Origin of the sequence: Allomesorhizobium aridi, from assembly GCF_043769475.1 — a bacterium.
Lineage (GTDB): Bacteria > Pseudomonadota > Alphaproteobacteria > Rhizobiales > Rhizobiaceae > Allomesorhizobium.
In genome coordinates this window covers 2,400,743-2,416,639 of record NZ_CP171729.1, presented here as the reverse complement: position 1 = coordinate 2,416,639, position 15,897 = coordinate 2,400,743, and the positions used below count along the sequence as shown (strand labels likewise).

General features: G+C 61.6%; 17 protein-coding genes and 1 pseudogene. 11 read left to right on the top strand and 7 right to left on the bottom strand.

The window, feature by feature from the left end:
• The first annotated feature begins 161 nt into the window (after positions 1 to 161).
• From ade to ACG873_RS13905, 8 genes are all read left to right on the top strand, one after another.
• Complete coding sequence (gene ade / locus ACG873_RS13940) at positions 162 to 1,976, top strand: adenine deaminase (protein ID WP_394892455.1); 1,815 nt, start codon at positions 162 to 164, stop codon at positions 1,974 to 1,976.
• Positions 1,977 to 2,087: 111 nt separating this feature from the next.
• Complete coding sequence (locus ACG873_RS13935) at positions 2,088 to 3,122, top strand: hypothetical protein (RefSeq protein WP_394892454.1); 1,035 nt, start codon at positions 2,088 to 2,090, stop codon at positions 3,120 to 3,122.
• A 190-nt stretch (positions 3,123 to 3,312) separates the two neighbouring features.
• On the top strand, positions 3,313 to 4,143 hold the full coding sequence (locus tag ACG873_RS13930) for a MerR family transcriptional regulator (protein ID WP_394892452.1): 831 nt from the start codon (positions 3,313 to 3,315) through the stop codon (positions 4,141 to 4,143).
• A gap of 95 nt (positions 4,144 to 4,238) precedes the next feature.
• Positions 4,239 to 4,910, top strand: a complete 672-nt coding sequence (locus tag ACG873_RS13925; protein WP_394892451.1) for a glutathione S-transferase family protein — start codon at positions 4,239 to 4,241, stop codon at positions 4,908 to 4,910.
• Positions 4,911 to 5,056: 146 nt separating this feature from the next.
• Positions 5,057 to 5,398, top strand: coding sequence for a hypothetical protein (locus ACG873_RS13920; RefSeq protein ID WP_394892449.1), 342 nt, complete (start codon positions 5,057 to 5,059; stop codon positions 5,396 to 5,398).
• Between the two features lie 159 nt (positions 5,399 to 5,557).
• A complete protein-coding gene (locus ACG873_RS13915) occupies positions 5,558 to 6,028 on the top strand; it encodes a VOC family protein (RefSeq protein ID WP_394892448.1) in 471 nt (156 codons plus the stop codon).
• Positions 6,029 to 6,286: 258 nt separating this feature from the next.
• Positions 6,287 to 6,829: a hypothetical protein gene (locus tag ACG873_RS13910; RefSeq protein ID WP_394892447.1), complete on the top strand. Its 543-nt coding sequence runs from the start codon at positions 6,287 to 6,289 to the stop codon at positions 6,827 to 6,829.
• A complete protein-coding gene (locus ACG873_RS13905; protein WP_394892446.1) occupies positions 6,826 to 8,061 on the top strand; it encodes an HlyD family secretion protein in 1,236 nt (411 codons plus the stop codon). The genes ACG873_RS13910 and ACG873_RS13905 overlap by 4 nt, the downstream gene beginning before the upstream one ends.
• A gap of 27 nt (positions 8,062 to 8,088) precedes the next feature.
• Here the strand turns inward: ACG873_RS13905 and ACG873_RS13900 are convergent, their stop codons facing one another.
• Positions 8,089 to 8,289, bottom strand: coding sequence for a hypothetical protein (locus ACG873_RS13900; protein WP_394892445.1), 201 nt, complete (start codon positions 8,287 to 8,289; stop codon positions 8,089 to 8,091).
• Positions 8,290 to 8,337: 48 nt separating this feature from the next.
• Entirely contained in the window at positions 8,338 to 8,685 is a 348-nt protein-coding gene (locus ACG873_RS13895; RefSeq protein WP_394892444.1) for a hypothetical protein, read from the bottom strand.
• 295 nt (positions 8,686 to 8,980) lie between these two features.
• Here ACG873_RS13895 and ACG873_RS13890 point away from each other — a divergent pair, with 295 nt between their 5' ends.
• Positions 8,981 to 9,796 (top strand): class I SAM-dependent methyltransferase, encoded by an 816-nt coding sequence (locus ACG873_RS13890; protein WP_394892442.1) that lies wholly within the window; start codon positions 8,981 to 8,983, stop codon positions 9,794 to 9,796.
• 96 nt (positions 9,797 to 9,892) lie between these two features.
• On the opposite strand, the gene ACG873_RS13885 is transcribed toward ACG873_RS13890, so the two are convergent.
• The 3 genes and pseudogenes from ACG873_RS13885 to ACG873_RS13875 all read right to left on the bottom strand — a co-directional run bounded on the left by ACG873_RS13885 (position 9,893) and on the right by ACG873_RS13875 (position 12,979).
• Positions 9,893 to 10,240 (bottom strand): antibiotic biosynthesis monooxygenase family protein, encoded by a 348-nt coding sequence (locus ACG873_RS13885; protein WP_394892440.1) that lies wholly within the window; start codon positions 10,238 to 10,240, stop codon positions 9,893 to 9,895.
• A 14-nt stretch (positions 10,241 to 10,254) separates the two neighbouring features.
• Entirely contained in the window at positions 10,255 to 11,430 is a 1,176-nt protein-coding gene (locus ACG873_RS13880) for an alpha/beta hydrolase (protein WP_394892439.1), read from the bottom strand.
• A gap of 90 nt (positions 11,431 to 11,520) precedes the next feature.
• Positions 11,521 to 12,979: pseudogene (locus tag ACG873_RS13875) on the bottom strand (TrkH family potassium uptake protein).
• Positions 12,980 to 13,121: 142 nt separating this feature from the next.
• Here ACG873_RS13875 and ilvA point away from each other — a divergent pair.
• Together ilvA and ACG873_RS13865 are read left to right on the top strand one after the other, a co-directional pair.
• Positions 13,122 to 14,378, top strand: a complete 1,257-nt coding sequence (gene ilvA, locus ACG873_RS13870) for a threonine ammonia-lyase IlvA (protein WP_394892438.1) — start codon at positions 13,122 to 13,124, stop codon at positions 14,376 to 14,378.
• Entirely contained in the window at positions 14,375 to 14,914 is a 540-nt protein-coding gene (locus ACG873_RS13865) for a DUF1697 domain-containing protein (protein WP_394892436.1), read from the top strand. Before ilvA ends, ACG873_RS13865 begins: the two co-directional genes overlap by 4 nt.
• Positions 14,915 to 14,929: 15 nt before the next feature.
• Here ACG873_RS13865 and ACG873_RS13860 read toward each other — a convergent pair whose 3' ends face one another.
• Together ACG873_RS13860 and ACG873_RS13855 are read right to left on the bottom strand one after the other, a co-directional pair.
• Positions 14,930 to 15,295 carry a helix-turn-helix transcriptional regulator gene (locus ACG873_RS13860; protein WP_394892435.1) on the bottom strand — a complete coding sequence of 122 codons (366 nt, stop codon included), beginning with the start codon at positions 15,293 to 15,295 and terminating at the stop codon, positions 14,930 to 14,932.
• A gap of 12 nt (positions 15,296 to 15,307) precedes the next feature.
• Positions 15,308 to 15,655: a type II toxin-antitoxin system RelE family toxin gene (locus ACG873_RS13855; RefSeq protein WP_394892434.1), complete on the bottom strand. Its 348-nt coding sequence runs from the start codon at positions 15,653 to 15,655 to the stop codon at positions 15,308 to 15,310.
• Between the last annotated feature and the right edge of the window lie 242 nt (positions 15,656 to 15,897).

The following is a 15,897-nucleotide window of genomic DNA, read 5'->3' as shown; positions in this document are numbered from 1 at the left end:
TTCAGTCGGCGCAGTATAATGGCGCGGTTTGCCGATACAACCGGTTGCCAGGTCCACGCCGGGTTCGGTCCTGCGCCGGACAAGTTGCGGCTTCCGCCTGGGTGCTGGCTAGTCAAAGCTCGCAAGGCTTGGCACAGTCTCTAGAATCAGGAGTTTTGCGCATGCCGAAGCCCGCCGGACAGTTTTCCAAGCCGAAGCCGTGGACCGAAGTCGGGCCGCTCCTGGTCGACGTGGCGACCGGCCGCCGGCCGGCCGATCTCGTCGTCCGCAACGGCCGCTGGGTCAATGTGCATTCGGGCGAGATCATCGCCGGCACCGACCTTGCCATCGTCGCCGGGCGCTTCGCCTATTGCGGGCCTAATGCCTCGCACGCCATCGGCAAGGGCACGAAAGTGGTCGACGCTGGCGGGCGCTACCTCGTGCCGGGCCTCTGCGACGCACATATGCACGTCGAAAGCGGCATGGTGACGGTCACCGAGTTCTGCCGCGCCGTTATCCCGCACGGCACCACCTCGATGTTCATCGACCCGCACGAGATCGCCAACGTGCTCGGCCTGCAGGGTGTCAGGCTGATGCATGACGAGGCGATGGCGATGCCGGTCAACGTGCACGTCCAGATGCCGTCCTGCGTTCCTTCCGCGCCTGGGTTGGAAAATGCCGGCGCCGCGCTCAGCGTCGCCGACGTCGCCGAGGCGATGACCTGGGAAAACATCATCGGGCTCGGCGAGGTCATGAACTTTCCCGGCGTTGTCGCCAACGATCCGGTGATGGCCGGCGAAATCGCCGAAACGGTCAAGGCCGGCAAGACCGTCGGCGGCCACTACGCCTCGCGCGATCTCGGCCTGCCGTTCCACGGCTATGTCGCCGGCGGGCCCGAGGACGACCACGAAGGCACCCGCGTCGAGGACGCCATCGCCCGGGTGCGTCAGGGCATGAAGGCGATGCTGAGGCTCGGCTCCGCCTGGTATGACGTCGCCACGCAGATCAAGGCGGTGACGGAATCCGGGCTCGACCCGCGCAGCTTCATTCTTTGCACCGACGACAGCCATTCCGGCACGCTGGTCCATGACGGCCACATGGACCGGGTGGTGCGCCATGCCATCGCGCAAGGGCTGAAGCCGGTCACGGCAATCCAGATGGCGACCATCAACACCGCGCAGCATTTTCGGCTCGAGCGCGAACTCGGCTCGATCACGCCGGGGCGGCTCGCCGATTTCCTGATCGTCTCCGACCTTGCCGAAATGAAGATCGACGAGGTTTTTGGCCGCGGCGCGCGGCTCGCCAAAGGGGGAAAACTCGAGATCGACATTCCCGCCTACGATTATCCGAAGAGCGCCAAGAACACGGTCAAACTCGGCCGCAAGCTCAAGGGAGCCGACTTCGACATTCCCGCGCCGAAAGGCGCCAAGGAAGTAAAGGTCCGCGTCATCGGCGTCATCGAAAACCAGGCGCCGACGCGCGCGCTCGAAGCCGAGCTTTCGGTCGAGAAGGGGCTGGTGGCGATGGACCGGCGCAACGACGTCTGCCAGATCGCACTGGTCGAGCGCCACCGCGGCACGGGCGGCGTCACCAACGGTTTTGTCTCCGGCTTCGGCTACATGCAGGACTGCGCGCTGGCCTCGACGGTGGCGCATGACAGCCACCACATGATCGTCGTCGGCACCGACAAGGACGACATGGCCAAGGCCGCCAACCGCCTCGGCCAGGTTGGCGGCGGCGTGGTGATCTTCTCCAAAGGAAAGGAACTGGCGCTGGTCGAAATGCCGATCGCCGGCCTGATGTCGGACGAGCGCGCCGAAATAGTCGCCGCCAAGGCCGAGAAACTGACCGAGGCGATGCGCGCCATGGGCTGCAGCTTGAACAACGCCTACATGCAGCACTCGCTGCTGGCGCTGGTGGTGATCCCGGAACTCCGCATCTCCGATGTCGGCATCATCGACGTGACCAAATTCGAGAAGGTCGATCTGTTTGTCTAACATCCGTTCAGGCTGTTCTAATTGCCTTACGCGCGGAGATACAAAGTTATTGGACGCCGCCACGGCTCGCACTAGCGTTACGCACGGAGCGGACTTCAGTCGGAGGAAATCATGAAACGCATTCCCAAACTCCTGCTCGGAGCGGTGTCGGCGCTGGCCGTCAGCGCGCTGCCGATCAATCTCGATTCGGTGGTATCCGGCGGGTTCGAACCCGCCGCCGCCTACGCCAAGGGCGGCAACGGTGGGGGAAATGGTGGCGGGAATGGTGGCGGCAACAGTGGCGGAAACGGCAAGGGCGGTTCCGCTGATCACGGAAAGTCGGCCGATGCGAAGGGCCACACGAAATCCTCCACCAGCCTGGCGGCCTCGCGTTCGGTAGGCAACATGTTTGGCGCTGTGTTCGGCAAGGAGCGGTCGCGGATGAAAGGCACCGCCGCCAAGACATCTTCCGCCAAGGCGAAAACGAAATCGCCGAAAGAGGTGAAAATGGCGGCGCTCCCGGCCAACGCGCCCCTGCCTGACGCCAAGCCGAAGAATTTCAACGCCAAGCTCGCCGGACTCAACTCGCTGAAGCGTAACTATCACGCCTATCTAAACAGCAAGTCGCCGCGAATGGCGGCCATCCGGGACTTCGTGATGGCGTCGGCCGAGTTCGACCTTGCGCAGGAGAACGTGGCTGACGCGACGGCTGCGCTAGCCGAGGCCCAGGCCGATTTCGCCGCCGCCGTAAACGCCGCGGCCTTGACGCCATATGACGACGCGGTCGGCGTCTACGACAATCCGACGGTCGAGAGCTTGGAGGATCGGCTCGCGGACCTGACCGCTGCTGCCGAAACTGTGGATGATCCAGCCTTGGATGCCGAAATTACCGGAGTCGAAGGCCTGCTTGGCAGCGCGGAGGCCACCGCCGTCGCTAATGCGGAAACGTCGCTCACGGATGCGGAACTGGCGGCGGAAACGGCGGCAGTCGGTACCGACGACGAAGCGCTCAGGGCCGCGCTGCTCGATGCCGCGAACGAAAACCGCGTCGCCGAATTCGGCGATGATTACGTCGACGATGAAATGATGGACTGGGCCAAGGATCTGCTTGGCGTCGGCGATGCCGTCGGCAAGATCGACGAGGTCCGCGAGACGCTGGAACCCTGAAGCGGTAGCAACCTCGAAGCAATCCGAACATCGAACCGGCCCGTTCCAGCGAAAATGGAACGGGCCGGTTTTTTTGCTGACGACGCCTGAATTGCAGCTGTCTAAGGCGTTTGCGAAATCCCGCTTGACTTTGCCCTTACGTCAAACCCGTAAACAGAAATCCGGCAAAACAAACAGCGAAGATATTCTCATGTTCCGGATAGGCGAGTTCGCTCAGATCGCGCAAGTTTCGACCCGCCAATTGCGGTTCTATGACCAGATAGGCCTGCTCCAGCCCGGCCACACGGACCCGCAGACCGGCTACCGCTACTATGCCATTCACCAGTTGTCGCGTTTGAACGCAATCCTCGCCCTGAAAGACCTCGGACTGATGCTCGACCAGATCGGCTCGTTCCTGGACGAGGCGATCTCGCCGGAGGAGCTTCGCGGCATGCTCCTGCTCAAACGGGCCGAGGCTGAGCAGGCGATCCGGATAGGAGAACAGCGCCTGCGGCACATCGAAAGCCGGATCGCCCAGATCGACCGGCAGGGCGGCATCTCGGGTTACGATGTCGTCACCAAATCCTTGCCGTCTCAGCCGATCCTCGCCACCCGTCACACCGTCGCCGACCTCGAGGAGGCCGGCCCATTGGTCGCGGCCGCGGCGGCCGCCGGCCACGCCGCTCTACGCCCAAGCCAGCGCGGCAACCTGATTGTGGTGGCGCGCAACGATCCCGATTCCGACCGGCTGGACCTCACCATCGGCTACATACTGACCCGCTTCACTGGCCGCACCGTGAGCGCCGAGGGGCTGACATTCTCTCCCGAGAACCTGCCTGCCGTCGATACCGCCGCCACGATCGTCCGCCAGGGCACGAATCCCGAAAGCCACGCCGCCTTCGGCGCAATCGGCGCGTGGATTGAAGCCAACGGCTATGCCGTCGCCGGTCCAAGCCGCGAAATCTTCCTGGAGCCTGTGCTCAAACCGCCTGGCTTCGACAAGGCATTGGTCGAGATTCAGTTTCCCCTCACCCCAGCCTGACTTCGCGGTCAAGCCGCACTGAACACCCGCGCCGGAAACCGGGACGCGCGGGCCGGGCGTTCGCCCATGCTCCCGGTCAGAAAGGACCCAAGACCATGAAACTCCACGGCGTTCCACTCTCCGTCCACACCCGCAAGGTCCAGCTCGCGCTTCGGGCAAAGGGGCTCGACCACGAACTCAATGTGGTCATTCCGATATTGCCTGAGACTCTGCCAACGAACTGGAGCCAACTCAGCCCAACCGGCCTCATCCCGGTGATCGAGGACGGCGATTTCATCCTGCCGGACAGCAGCGCGATCCTGCAGTATCTCGACGCGAAGCATCCGGCGATCCCGGTGATCCCCGCAGATCCGCGGGAGCGCGGCCGGGCGCTTTGGATCGAGGCCTATCTCGGCGCCTTCTTCCGCGATGTGATACACCCGCTCTTCCACCAGCGTGTGGTCGCGCCCATGCAGGGTGGCGCGCCCGACACCGGCCTGTCGGACCGCGTGCTGTCCGAGGTCGCTCCTCGGTACTTCGGATATCTCGGCGGCGAAGCTCGCAGCGGCTGGCTGGTCGGCGAAGCGTTGTCCATCGCCGACATCGCCGTCGGCACCAACCTCGTGCTGTTCCACTACCTCGGCGAAACCGTGTCCCCGGCGCGCTATCCCGCACTCTCCGCCTATTTCAGGCGTCTCGTCACCACGCCGATCTTCGTCGAGCAGCTCGCCGCCGAGAAACCCTTCGCCGAGCAGATGGGCTTCTCCCAGGACAGCCTCGCTGCCTGACCGATCTCGGCCGGGCCTTCCGGCTCGCACAGGCCATTATTGCAAACGCGCCGAGGCGCCGCCAACGTCTATTCGAGCGGAATACCCAATTCCTGGCGAAGTTTCTTCGTCAGTCCCGCTGCGACAAGCCGGTAGGACCGGCGCAGATGGGTCTCGATTTCATCGTCGCTGAGACCGGCCTCCTTCGCAACACACACCCATTGCCGCTTGGCGAAGTAGGGCGCGCCTGCTTGACGCCCTCGATCGCGGTCAGCACGACAAAACTTTCCTCCGGACATTTGAACACGATGCTGTGCAAGTCCGGCGATGTCAGCCTGAGCAGCGTGAATACCTTGCGGCCCACCTTTGCGACCCGCGATTCCCACTGGTCGGCAAGGGAGACGCCCGGAAGCGAAGAGGTGAAGCGTTCAAAGTTTTCAAGTTCAAATAGGCTCATGCGCATCTCCCAACCGCGCTGGACGGTTTCTTCTCCCGATAGTCGTCACTGAATGAGCTGAATCAACTTTGGCGACCTTTGCGATAAAAATCGCTCCGCCTGTCGGGAGCCGGCCGTCTCGTTCGTCCTTGGGTCGCGCGCCCGCGTCTGTTCGGAGCGCGCCAACGTGCGGCCGTGTCGGCCGACGCCATTTCGAGGAAGGATCACAACGATGAAGGTTACTCAGCATCTCTGGTTCGCGAAGGACATGGAGGCCGCCGTCGGCTTCTACACATCGCTCATTCCCGGCTCGTCGATCCATTGGATTTCGGGCCTGCCCGCCGACACCCCGAGCGGACCTGCGGGCAGCGTCAGAATTGCGGCCTTCACGCTCGGCGACCAGCGCTACATGGCCATCGAGGCCGGCCCGCTCGATCCGTTCAACCACAGCTTCTCGATCATCGTCGAATGCGAAACCCAGGCTGAGATCGACCGTCTCTGGGACGCGCTGAAAGAGGGCGGCTCGACAGAGCAATGCGGCTGGCTGAAGGACCGCTGGGGCCTCTCCTGGCAGATCACGCCAAGGCTGCTGGGAGAGCTCATGAGCGATCCCGACCAAGGCAAGGCCAAGCGCGTCACCGAAGCGATGCTCAAGATGGTGAAGTTCGACATCGCCGGCCTGGAAGCGGCGGCGAGAGGCTGAGGCTGCGGTGCTGGCGCATGACCCCCGAAAGCAGGGTTTTCGGAAGGGTCATGCGCCAGATTCAAAGTCTTGGAGCGTCCGGAAAGGACGCGCGGCGACGCGCGCCGCAGGCCAACGTCAGCCTGGCCGGCGCCCGGCCGCTTTAGTTTGCATTCGAACGTGGTCGGAGTATTCTTTTGTTTGGGCGCGAGACGGCGCGGCGCCTCAAAAATAGTGCTCGGGCGTTCTTGTGCGAGCGAAAAAGGGGGAGTGGCAGGCATGTCCGAGGCAATGCATCCGGCGGCGCCCCATTATCTCCCGTCCTTCATAACGGCCCCTGGCGAGACCGATGTGTTGTTCACGGGGGCTGTCATCTTCCTTGTATTGGCTGTGATGGGGATAGGCAGCCTGTACTTCTGGCTCCACTCCTTGCCGGAACGCATGTCCCACGGCACCGGCCAACTCCAGTTCCAGTTGGTGGGGGCACTGTCGCTGCTGGCGTTGTTCACCCACATCAATGCTTTCTGGGTTGCCGCATTGCTGCTGGCGCTCATTCCCGTGCCCGATTTCTGGACACCCCTGGCGAGCATGGCCGACTCGCTCGCCAGAATGGCGACGGGGCGGCTTCGTTCTCCGGTTGCCGAAGCGACATCGGAGCAAGCGCCCGAGGTGCTCGTGAACTACGCGCAAATCAAAGTCGAGATCGCACCTCCGCCGGAACCGAAAGAGGCAGCCAGAAACGGCCCCCTTGACGAAGCGGCCAAGGCGCCATCCGACCCGCATCAGGTACAGGCCGTGCCGGCGGGAGGGCCTGAGCGATGATCGAAGTTCTGCTTTGTTCGGTCGTCACTATCCTGCCCGACTTTCTCGTCCGGCGGTTTGTACAGGGAAAGAGGATCGGCCACGAGATCACGCTCTTTTCAATATGGTACGAGCTGCGATACGGGATAACGGCGTGCATAGGCCTGACCATAATCCTGCTGACGCTCATTCTTTACTTTCACCCGTCGACGTCCAGCGCCGTTTCGTTCTATCGCACGATCCCTATTCTCCCCGAAGGCTCCGGCCGCGTCGAGGAAGTCTATGTGGGAATGAGGGACAGGGTCGAGGCGGGCCAGCGCATCTTCAGGCTCGACAGCGCGCAGCAGGAAGCGGCGCTCGAGACCGCGAGGCGGCGCGTATCGGAGATAGACGCGGCGCTAGAACTGGCCAAGACCGAGCTGGCCGGGGCCGACGCACGGATCCAGGAAGCGCAAAGCTCGTACAAGCAGGCCTTGGACGAACTCGAAACCAAAACCGAACTTCAACGGCGAAACGCCGGCACGGTCGCGCAGCGCGAGATCGAGAAGCTCGCCAATGTCGTGGAAGGGCGGCAGGCCGCCATTTCGGCGGTCATGGCAAGCAAGCAGTCCGTCGAATCGCAGATTTCCTCCGTGCTGCCGGCCCAGCGGAAAAGCGCCGAGGCGTCGCTGGCCCAGGCCCAGGTCGAACTGGACAAGACCGTCGTCTACGCCGGGGTTGCCGGTACGCTGGAGCAATTCACGCTGCGCAAGGGTGATATCGTAAATCCCTTCATGCGGCCCGCCGGCGTTTTGATACCGGCGGAAGCCGGAAGGAAGGCGCTTGTGGCGGGCTTCGGCCAGCTCGAAGCCCAGGTGATGAAGGTCGGCATGATTGCCGAAGCGACCTGCATTTCCATGCCCTTGACGATCATCCCGATGGTGGTCACCGAGGTTCAGGATCTTATCGCAACCGGCCAGGTCCGGGCGTCGGATCAGCTGATCGACGCCCAGCAGGTCGTCCGCCCCGGAACGATCACCGTCTTTCTGGAGCCGCTGTTCGCCGGAGGGTTCGATGGCGTTCCGCCGGGCAGCAGCTGTATCGCCAACGCCTACACCAACAATCACGACGTTCTTTCCGAAGAGGGGCTGAGCACGCCCAAATGGCTGTTCCTGCACGTCATAGATACGGTCGGGCTGGTGCATGCGATCATATTGAGGTTCCAGGCGCTGCTGCTTCCCGTGAAAACGCTCGTCCTCTCCGGCGGCCATTGAGGGCGGAGGCGCGACTTGGCGCAGCATTCATGTCCCACGACCGGGCAGCAGTCGCCAGCGTTGTACGAAATAGGCGGGATGCGTTTCGGTCCATTGGGCGACAAGTGGTTGCGCCTGTATGAAAGCGGTCCCGGGATGGATGGCCAAATCGCTGACGATCAACTCGCGCGACTCGCAGGCCCCCGGAGCGGATGTCAGGCAAGCCAGAATAACGAGCGTATAAAACATTGTCTTGTTCCTTCGCGGAGATCGAGTTCGTCCTAGGAGGCGACAGATTTAATGGCTGGCACGAATGAGTTCGGGAGCAGGCTCGGCTCCTGCCACGAAGAGTTTGCCGTTGGCCCGCGAGATCTCGACGGCTTGGCTGGGCTCGTCCACCCTGCCTGGAACCGAGATCGTGAAGCTTTGGCCTTCATCGAGGGTCGCCTCGAAGCGCACGGGCAGGCCCGCCTCGCTTTCAGCGATCGTGGCGACCACCCGGAAGCTGTTATCGGCCTGCGTGTAATAGACGACGCCTCGGAACCCGCCGAGATCGATACCCCCTCCTTGCAGGGTGTCCAGTTCACCTGCGAAGGCATAACCCGTCGTCACGCAAAGCGCTGCAAGGACTATGTGTCTGTACATTGGGTATTTTCCTCCCCCAACCGACAGGTCAGAACAAGACCTGTGCCCAAAGGATATGAGGAGTGGGTAGGTTCGTCTGTGAGAATTCCCACTGGCGCGGCACGGTCGGGCTGGTGCTTGCGATCATATTGCGGTTTCAGGCGCTGCTGCCTCCCGTGAAAACGCTTGTTCTCTCCGGCGGCCATTGAGGGATGACGGCGCGCGACTAAGCTCAAGCACGATCCGCTCTCCTGACATTAGCTGTTCCTAATTGACTGCAAGGGGTGGCGAGCCGTCATTCCCATCGATCGCTAGAATGAGCCAGGTGCAGACCAAGTCTGCCGTTTCTAAAGCCTCTGCAAAACATTATGGTTGCCGCAAAGTAGGAGGTTGGATCGAAGAGATGGAAGGGTTTACCGCATCGACGTTCGGAGAGTTGAACGCAGCCGAATACGACGAGCTACACGACCCCGGGACGACAGAAGAGACCGTTCGGTTAATCTCCGAACTGGCCGGGGAGGGTTCAATCCTCGAACTGGCAATCGGCACAGGTCGCGTTGCTTTGCCGTTGGTCGCTTTGGGCCACCGCGTTTCTGGCATCGAAGGATCGCTCGAGATGATCGAAAAGCTGCGCGAAAAGCCCGGATCGGACGCGATCGACGTGACCATAGGCGACTTTGCGGATGTCAATATCAAAGGTCCGTTCGATCACGTGTTTCTGGTATTCAACACCTTGTTTAACCTGCAGAGTCAGGAAGATCAGATACGATGTTTTCGGAATGTCGCCGATCGTTTGAATCCGGGCGGGACATTCATGATCGAGACATTCGTTCCCGACTTCTCGGGTTTCTCGGATGGTCAGCGCGTTCGAACCAAGCGGCTTGACAAGACCTCGGTCTGGATCGAGGCAGCCCTGCATGATCCTGTTTGCCAACTCTTCGAGTATCAGCGGATCAGAGTGACCGAAACGGGGGTGCGGCTGGTGCCCCTGCCCATGCGGTACGCCTGGCCGAGCGAGATTGATCTCATGGCACGGCTCGCTGGTCTGACACGCATTCACCGGTGGGGAGGCTACGATCGCTCACAGTTCGATGCATCAAGTAAGATGCATGTTTCTGTATACCAAAAGTGATCCTACGGCGCGTCGATGGGAAGTCCGCAAAAGGGGTCAGGGCTTCCCCTTCAACTCGTCCGAAGCGTCAGCACGATCTACCCGCCCCGCAGCGTCTCACCCCGCCCCAACATTCCCATGGCTGACCAGCAACCGCACGATCTGCACCTCCTTCGGCAGCTCGATCAGGAACTCGGGATCGCGATCGAGATGGTGGATGCGCGTCGGATCGCTTCCGGCAAAGACGCTCATCGCCTCCACGCTCTCCCAGTATGAAATCGTGATGAACTCGCTCTCGCCGTCGCGGTCCTCGCGAAAGGTCTGGACGCCCATCGCCTTTTCCATCAATGGCTTGACGCCGGCTTCGTAATTATAGGCTTCATATTCGTTGGCCCGCCCGGCTCTGACCCGTCCGCGCCAGATTCGGGCGATCGCCGGCCGCTTCGCAACGCCGTTGTCGTTCATGTGCCTAACTCAGGTCAGTTTCCGCCGACCGCCACGTTAAGCACGCTTATGGGCGTGGTTATGACAATCTCGGCGGCCGATGTCAGCGTCTGGCCGAGACCTTGCGCCAGGCCGTTGATGCGGTCGGTGACTTCGCGCTCGTTGGCGGTGAGATCTTCGCTCCGCTGCAGACCATCGCCGAGCATTTTGACCAGCAGCGGGTTGTCGGCGAATTTCATGTGATTGAGCCGGTCGCTGGATTCGACGTTTGAGAGGTCGACGACGACAAAGCCATATTCGGCGATGTCCTGAGCCTTGCCGTAGTCGCCGAGCCGCGGCTTGTTGCCAGCGATAAGGCTGGAAAGCCTCAGCGCGCGGTCGTCGTCTGACAGGAACAGGAAAAACGGCTTTTTCGGTTTTCCGTAACGCGCCATCTGGGTCTTGAACACGTCGACATCGATATCCGGCGAGGCCAGCACGACGTCGCCCAGCTTGCCGTCGAGGTCGCGGTCGCCGGTGATCGCCAGTTGCCGCAGCGCCTCCATCGTCACCCAGTTGCCCATCGAATGGGCGATGATGTCGATGCGCTTGGCGCCCGAGCGGGCGACAAGCCGCAGCGTCTCCTCCAGCGCGTCGCGGGCGGCGCTTGCGCTGTTGCTGTCATAAACGTAGTCGACCGTCTTGCCGCCGGACGCCCATGAAAACAGCACCGGCGTGCCCGAATAGCCGGCGTCATGCGCGATCTGGGTGACGCGATAGATCGCGCTGTCGAAGGCGGTGTTGTAGCCATGGATGAACACCAGGGCGCGGCCGCCCCTGGCTGCGATGTCGGCGCGGAGCGCGTTGGAGAACGCCGCCTCGCTTTCATATCCGGCGACGTCGTTGGCGACGAAAAACTTTGCGGGGTCAGGCTTTTGCCGTTTCTTGCGGCGTTCGATCGCGCCGGTCTTGTGGATTGCGGGAACAGTAATGTCGACGCGGGCGTAACTGGTGACAGGTGAACGCTGGCCGCTGAAGACCTCGTTGGGAATTTCCGCCCTGGCCCGGGTGGTGGCGACGAAGATCTCGTGCTTTGCGGCGATCGCGGAGGCGGGTACTGCAATTGCCGGCTGGCTCAAGAGGTCATGTGTCTGCTGCCGGGCGGCACACCCGCCGATCAGCAGCACCACAGCGAGAAGGCAAAGATTGGCCGAAGCGACACGACGCAACATTTAATGGTCCCGTTCGGCCGGCTCATCCCGCCTGAATTCGACTCTGTTAGCTGGTGGGCATCGCGTGGTCCAGCCATAACCATGGGGGTGTCAGCGAGCCCAGAAGGTGGGAGTGAAAATGACCAGCACAGCGAGGATTTCGAGACGCCCGAGCAGCATGGCGGCCGAAAGGATCCACTTGGCCGCGTCAGGCAGCGACGAAAAATTGCCGACAGGGCCAATGATCGGGCCAAGTCCGGGGCCGACATTGGTCATGGCGGTCAAGGCGCCGGTCATCGCCGTCACCAGGTCGAGGCCGGTGGCGGCAAGCAGGATGGTCGTGATCGCCCAGAGCACGAAGAACGCCGCAATGAACAGCACGATCGCCCGCTGCATGTCCGGGTCGACCGTGCGGTCGCCATAGCGCACCGGCAGCACAGTGTGCGGATAGATCAGGCGGCGCAGGCCGTTCGCCATCAGTTCGAACAGGATCAGGAACCGGTAGGCCTTGATGCCGCCGGTGGTAGAGCCGGAGCAGCCGCCGAGAAACGTCGCAACGAAGAAGCAGGCGACCGCGAAAGGCCCCCAAAGCGTGTAGTCGTCGCTGGCGAAGCCGGTCGTGGTGATGATGGAGGTGAAATTGAACGCCGAATGCGTCAGCGCCTGAAAGAACGGCATGTCCAGTTGCACCCGCAGATAGACCGCGACAGCAACCGTAAAGACGATGCAATAGCCCGCAAAGACGCGGATTTGCGGATCGCGCAGCGCGTCGAAACGGCCGCGAACCGCAAACAGGATCATGATCGAGAATGGCAGCGCGCCGATGAACATGAAGACAACGCCGATCCACAGGATGGCCGGCGTTGCCGCGTAGCGGGCAAATGACGTGTCGTGAGGCGAAAACCCGCCTGTGGCGAGCGTCGCCATTGCATGGTTGAGGGCGTTGAACCCGCTCATGCCTGCTGCCGCATAGCTGATCGCGCAGGCGACGACGAGCGCCGTATATATGCCGATCAGGCTGATGGCGAAGGTCTGGAAACGCTCGAACGGCCGGTCTTCGATATCGGAAGATTTGATCTTGAAATAGGAAACGCCGCCAATATTCAGAAAAGGCAGGAGAAAAAGGCCTAACGCTATGACGCCGAGGCCGCCCATATAATTCAACAGAGAGCGCCACAGGATCAGCCCCGGCGGCGCGCGATCGAGCCCGCTGATGACCGTCGAGCCGGTCGTGGTGATGCCGGAGACCGATCTCGAAGAAGGCGTCCGCTATATTCATGTCGAGCGACGACGCCATGAACGGCACGGCGCCGGCTATCGCCAGCGTCAGCCAGAGCAGGTTGACCAGGAAGAAGCCGAAACGCGTGGTGACCGGAGGCGCACGGCCTTGGGTGGCGAGCGCCACCGCCATCGCCAGCCCACCCATGAACATCGCCGAAAAAGCGAACACCCGCCAGTCATCGTTGCCGAAATAGAGATCGACCGCCGCCGGAATGAGCATTGCGGCGGACAGGTACAAGGCGAAGACGGCTGCAACATGGACCGCGGCGCGAACGGCAATTCTATTCACGAATACGGGACCCCAGATGTGACGGGCGCCGGAATCGGAGAGGGCATCCGAAGGCGCGGCAAGGCCGGGACAGTGGCTTCATAGGGCCGAATATGCAATAGGCCTGACAATTACAGCGCCGCGCATTTGGCAGGGATTTTGGATGACGAGTTTTGCCGAGAGGGTTGCGGCCGCCGCAAAGGGCGTGCGCGAACTGTTTGCCGAAACGCCGCTGCAGGAAAACGATTATCTGTCGAAGAAGACCGGCGCGCGCATCCTGCTCAAGCGCGAAGACCTGACGCCGGTCAGATCCTACAAGATCCGCGGCGCGTTCAATTTCTTCCGCAAAGCGCTGGCCGCCGGCAACCACGCCGAACTGTTCGTCTGTGCTTCCGCCGGAAATCACGCCCAGGGATTTGCCTTTGTCTGCCGCCATTTCGGTAAGAAGGGCGTCATCTTCATGCCGGTCACGACGCCGCAGCAGAAGATCGACAAGACAAAGCTGTTCGGCGGCGAGTTCGTCGAGATCAGGCTGGTCGGCGACTTTTTCGACGACTGCCTGCGCGCCGCGCTCGATTTCACCGAAACCGCCGGCGCCCACATGGTGCCGCCCTTCGACCACAAGGATATCATCGAAGGCCAGGCGACGGTCGCCCACGAGATCGCCGGCCAGATGCCGGATGGCAGGACGCCCGACATGATCGTGCTGCCGGTCGGCGGCGGCGGGCTCTCGGCCGGCGTCACCCGCTATTTCCGCGAACAGCAGCGTGAAACCCGATTCGTCTTCTGCGAACCGTCGGGTGCGCCGAGCCTCAAGCAAAGTCTTTCCGCCGGAAAACGCGTAAAACTCTCGACGGTCGACAATTTCGTCGACGGCGCGGCGGTCGCCGAGATCGGCCGCGAGAATTTTCGCCTCCTGAAGGAGTTCGGCCAGGACGCCGTTTACGAAATCCCGGAAAACCGCCTCTGCGCCACGATGATCGAGATGCTGAACGTCGAGGGCGTGGTGCTGGAACCGGCCGGGGCGCTTGCCATCGACGCGCTCAAGGATTTTTCGCGCAAGGAGATCCGGGGCAAGACGATCGTCTGTATCGTCTCGGGCGGCAATTTCGATTTCGAGCGGCTGCCCGACGTAAAGGAGAGGGCATTGCGCTTCGAAGGCTTGAAAAAATATTTCGTCTTCCGCTTCCCTCAGCGGCCGGGCGCGCTGCGCGATTTCCTCGGCCTGCTCGGTCCCGACGACGACATCGCTCGTTTCGAATATCTGAAGAAGTCGGCGCGCAATTTCGGCTCGGTGCTGATTGGCATCGAAACGAAAGACCGGCGGAATTTCGACGTGCTCGCCAGGCGTTTTCACGACGCCGGCTGGGCCTACCAGGACATCACCGACAACGAGACTATTGCGGGGCTGGTCATATGAGTGTCTTTATCATCCTCTTTCGAGGCGTCGGCGGTGCAACGCAGCTACCGACCAAGCCGCTGCGCGAGGCGCTGACGGCGGCCGGTTTCGAGAACGTCTCGACTTATATCAACAGCGGCAACGCGGTGCTGAAAAGCAGAATTTCACGTGAAAAAACAATCGCTTCGGTGGCCGACATCTGCAAACGCGGGTTCGGTTTCGACAAGGATATCTACGCGATCACGCCCGCCGAATGGTCGGAGCTGATCGTAGCCAACCCGTTCCCCGAAGCGACCGCCGTGCCAAAGTTCCTGCACGCCGCCGTGCTGGCGGTAAGACCCGACGAGGCAAAAGTCGAGGCATTGCAGGCGTTTGCAGGGAAGGGCGAACGCATCGCCGTAGTCGGCAAGGTCGCCTATCTCCATACGCCGGAAGGTTTCGGCACCTCGAAACTCGCCGTAAAATTCGACAAGGGCATCGGCGTCCCCAACACCGCGCGCAACTGGAACACGGTGCTGAAGCTGATGGATTTGGCGGAAAAGGCAGAAGTTGAGTGAGTTTGGCCGGCCTCGTCAATCCTGTTCTTCAACAATCGCTTCGAGCGGCAGATCCAGCGCCTTCGCCATTTTCATCCATAGACCGATGTCGCCGCCGCGATTGCCATTTTCAAGCTCCGAAATATATCCTTGGGCAACGCCGACAGCTTTCGCCAGCGCAGCTTGCGTCACCCGCCGCTTCTTGCGCCAGAAAGCCAGCGGCGAGGCAGCCTCGGAAAAAGCAATCGCTTCGACCGGCGTCAGCCCCGGCGTTTTTCCAGCGCGATAATCGGCTAAAGCCATGTTGTGTTCAACTGCAGCCATCAGCGCTTCCAGTTCGGCGCGTGGCAGAACCGCCAGCTCTTCGCCACCTGGGGTCTTCACATAAGCGATGTTTTGCATAGGCTCATTTCCTCAGTCGTACACCGAACCACGCGGCGCTATCTTGGTGACGATGATCTCGTCGGACGTCTCCTCAAAGATTATTCGGAACTCTCCGACACGAAGACGCAAGGCCGTGGACCCCTTTAAAGACTTTATGTTGTTGGCCAAGGTTTCGGGCGCGCTTGCGTAAGCCTCAATCTTGGCAATCAATCTTCCGGCATCCGCGCGATACCTGCGCAGGTCCTTGGCGGCAGGCGGAAGAATAATCACGCGTTTCACATCCTCAATATCACAAATCGTGATATTGATTTCAAGTGATCTGTTTCTCGGGGTCGATTTTTTGCACGGCACAACGAATTCGGTTGCATTTCCGATCAAAGTTCCCCATATGCCGGTTAATAGGCGCTTGGGCCGGGTTTTCCGGCTTTCCCCTCCGATGGGACTGGTTGCGTCTGTTTTCTCCCCTCACCGAACGAAACGGTAAGCGGCGAAAGAGCCCTGCGGACATGATGTCGGCGGGCACGACAGCGCAGCCGAGCGGACGACAGTCCGCCCGCCTTGTCGTTTCCACAAAAATTTTCGCCGGCAGGTAGCGCCTTGCCGCGAGTGTTGTTGCGGGC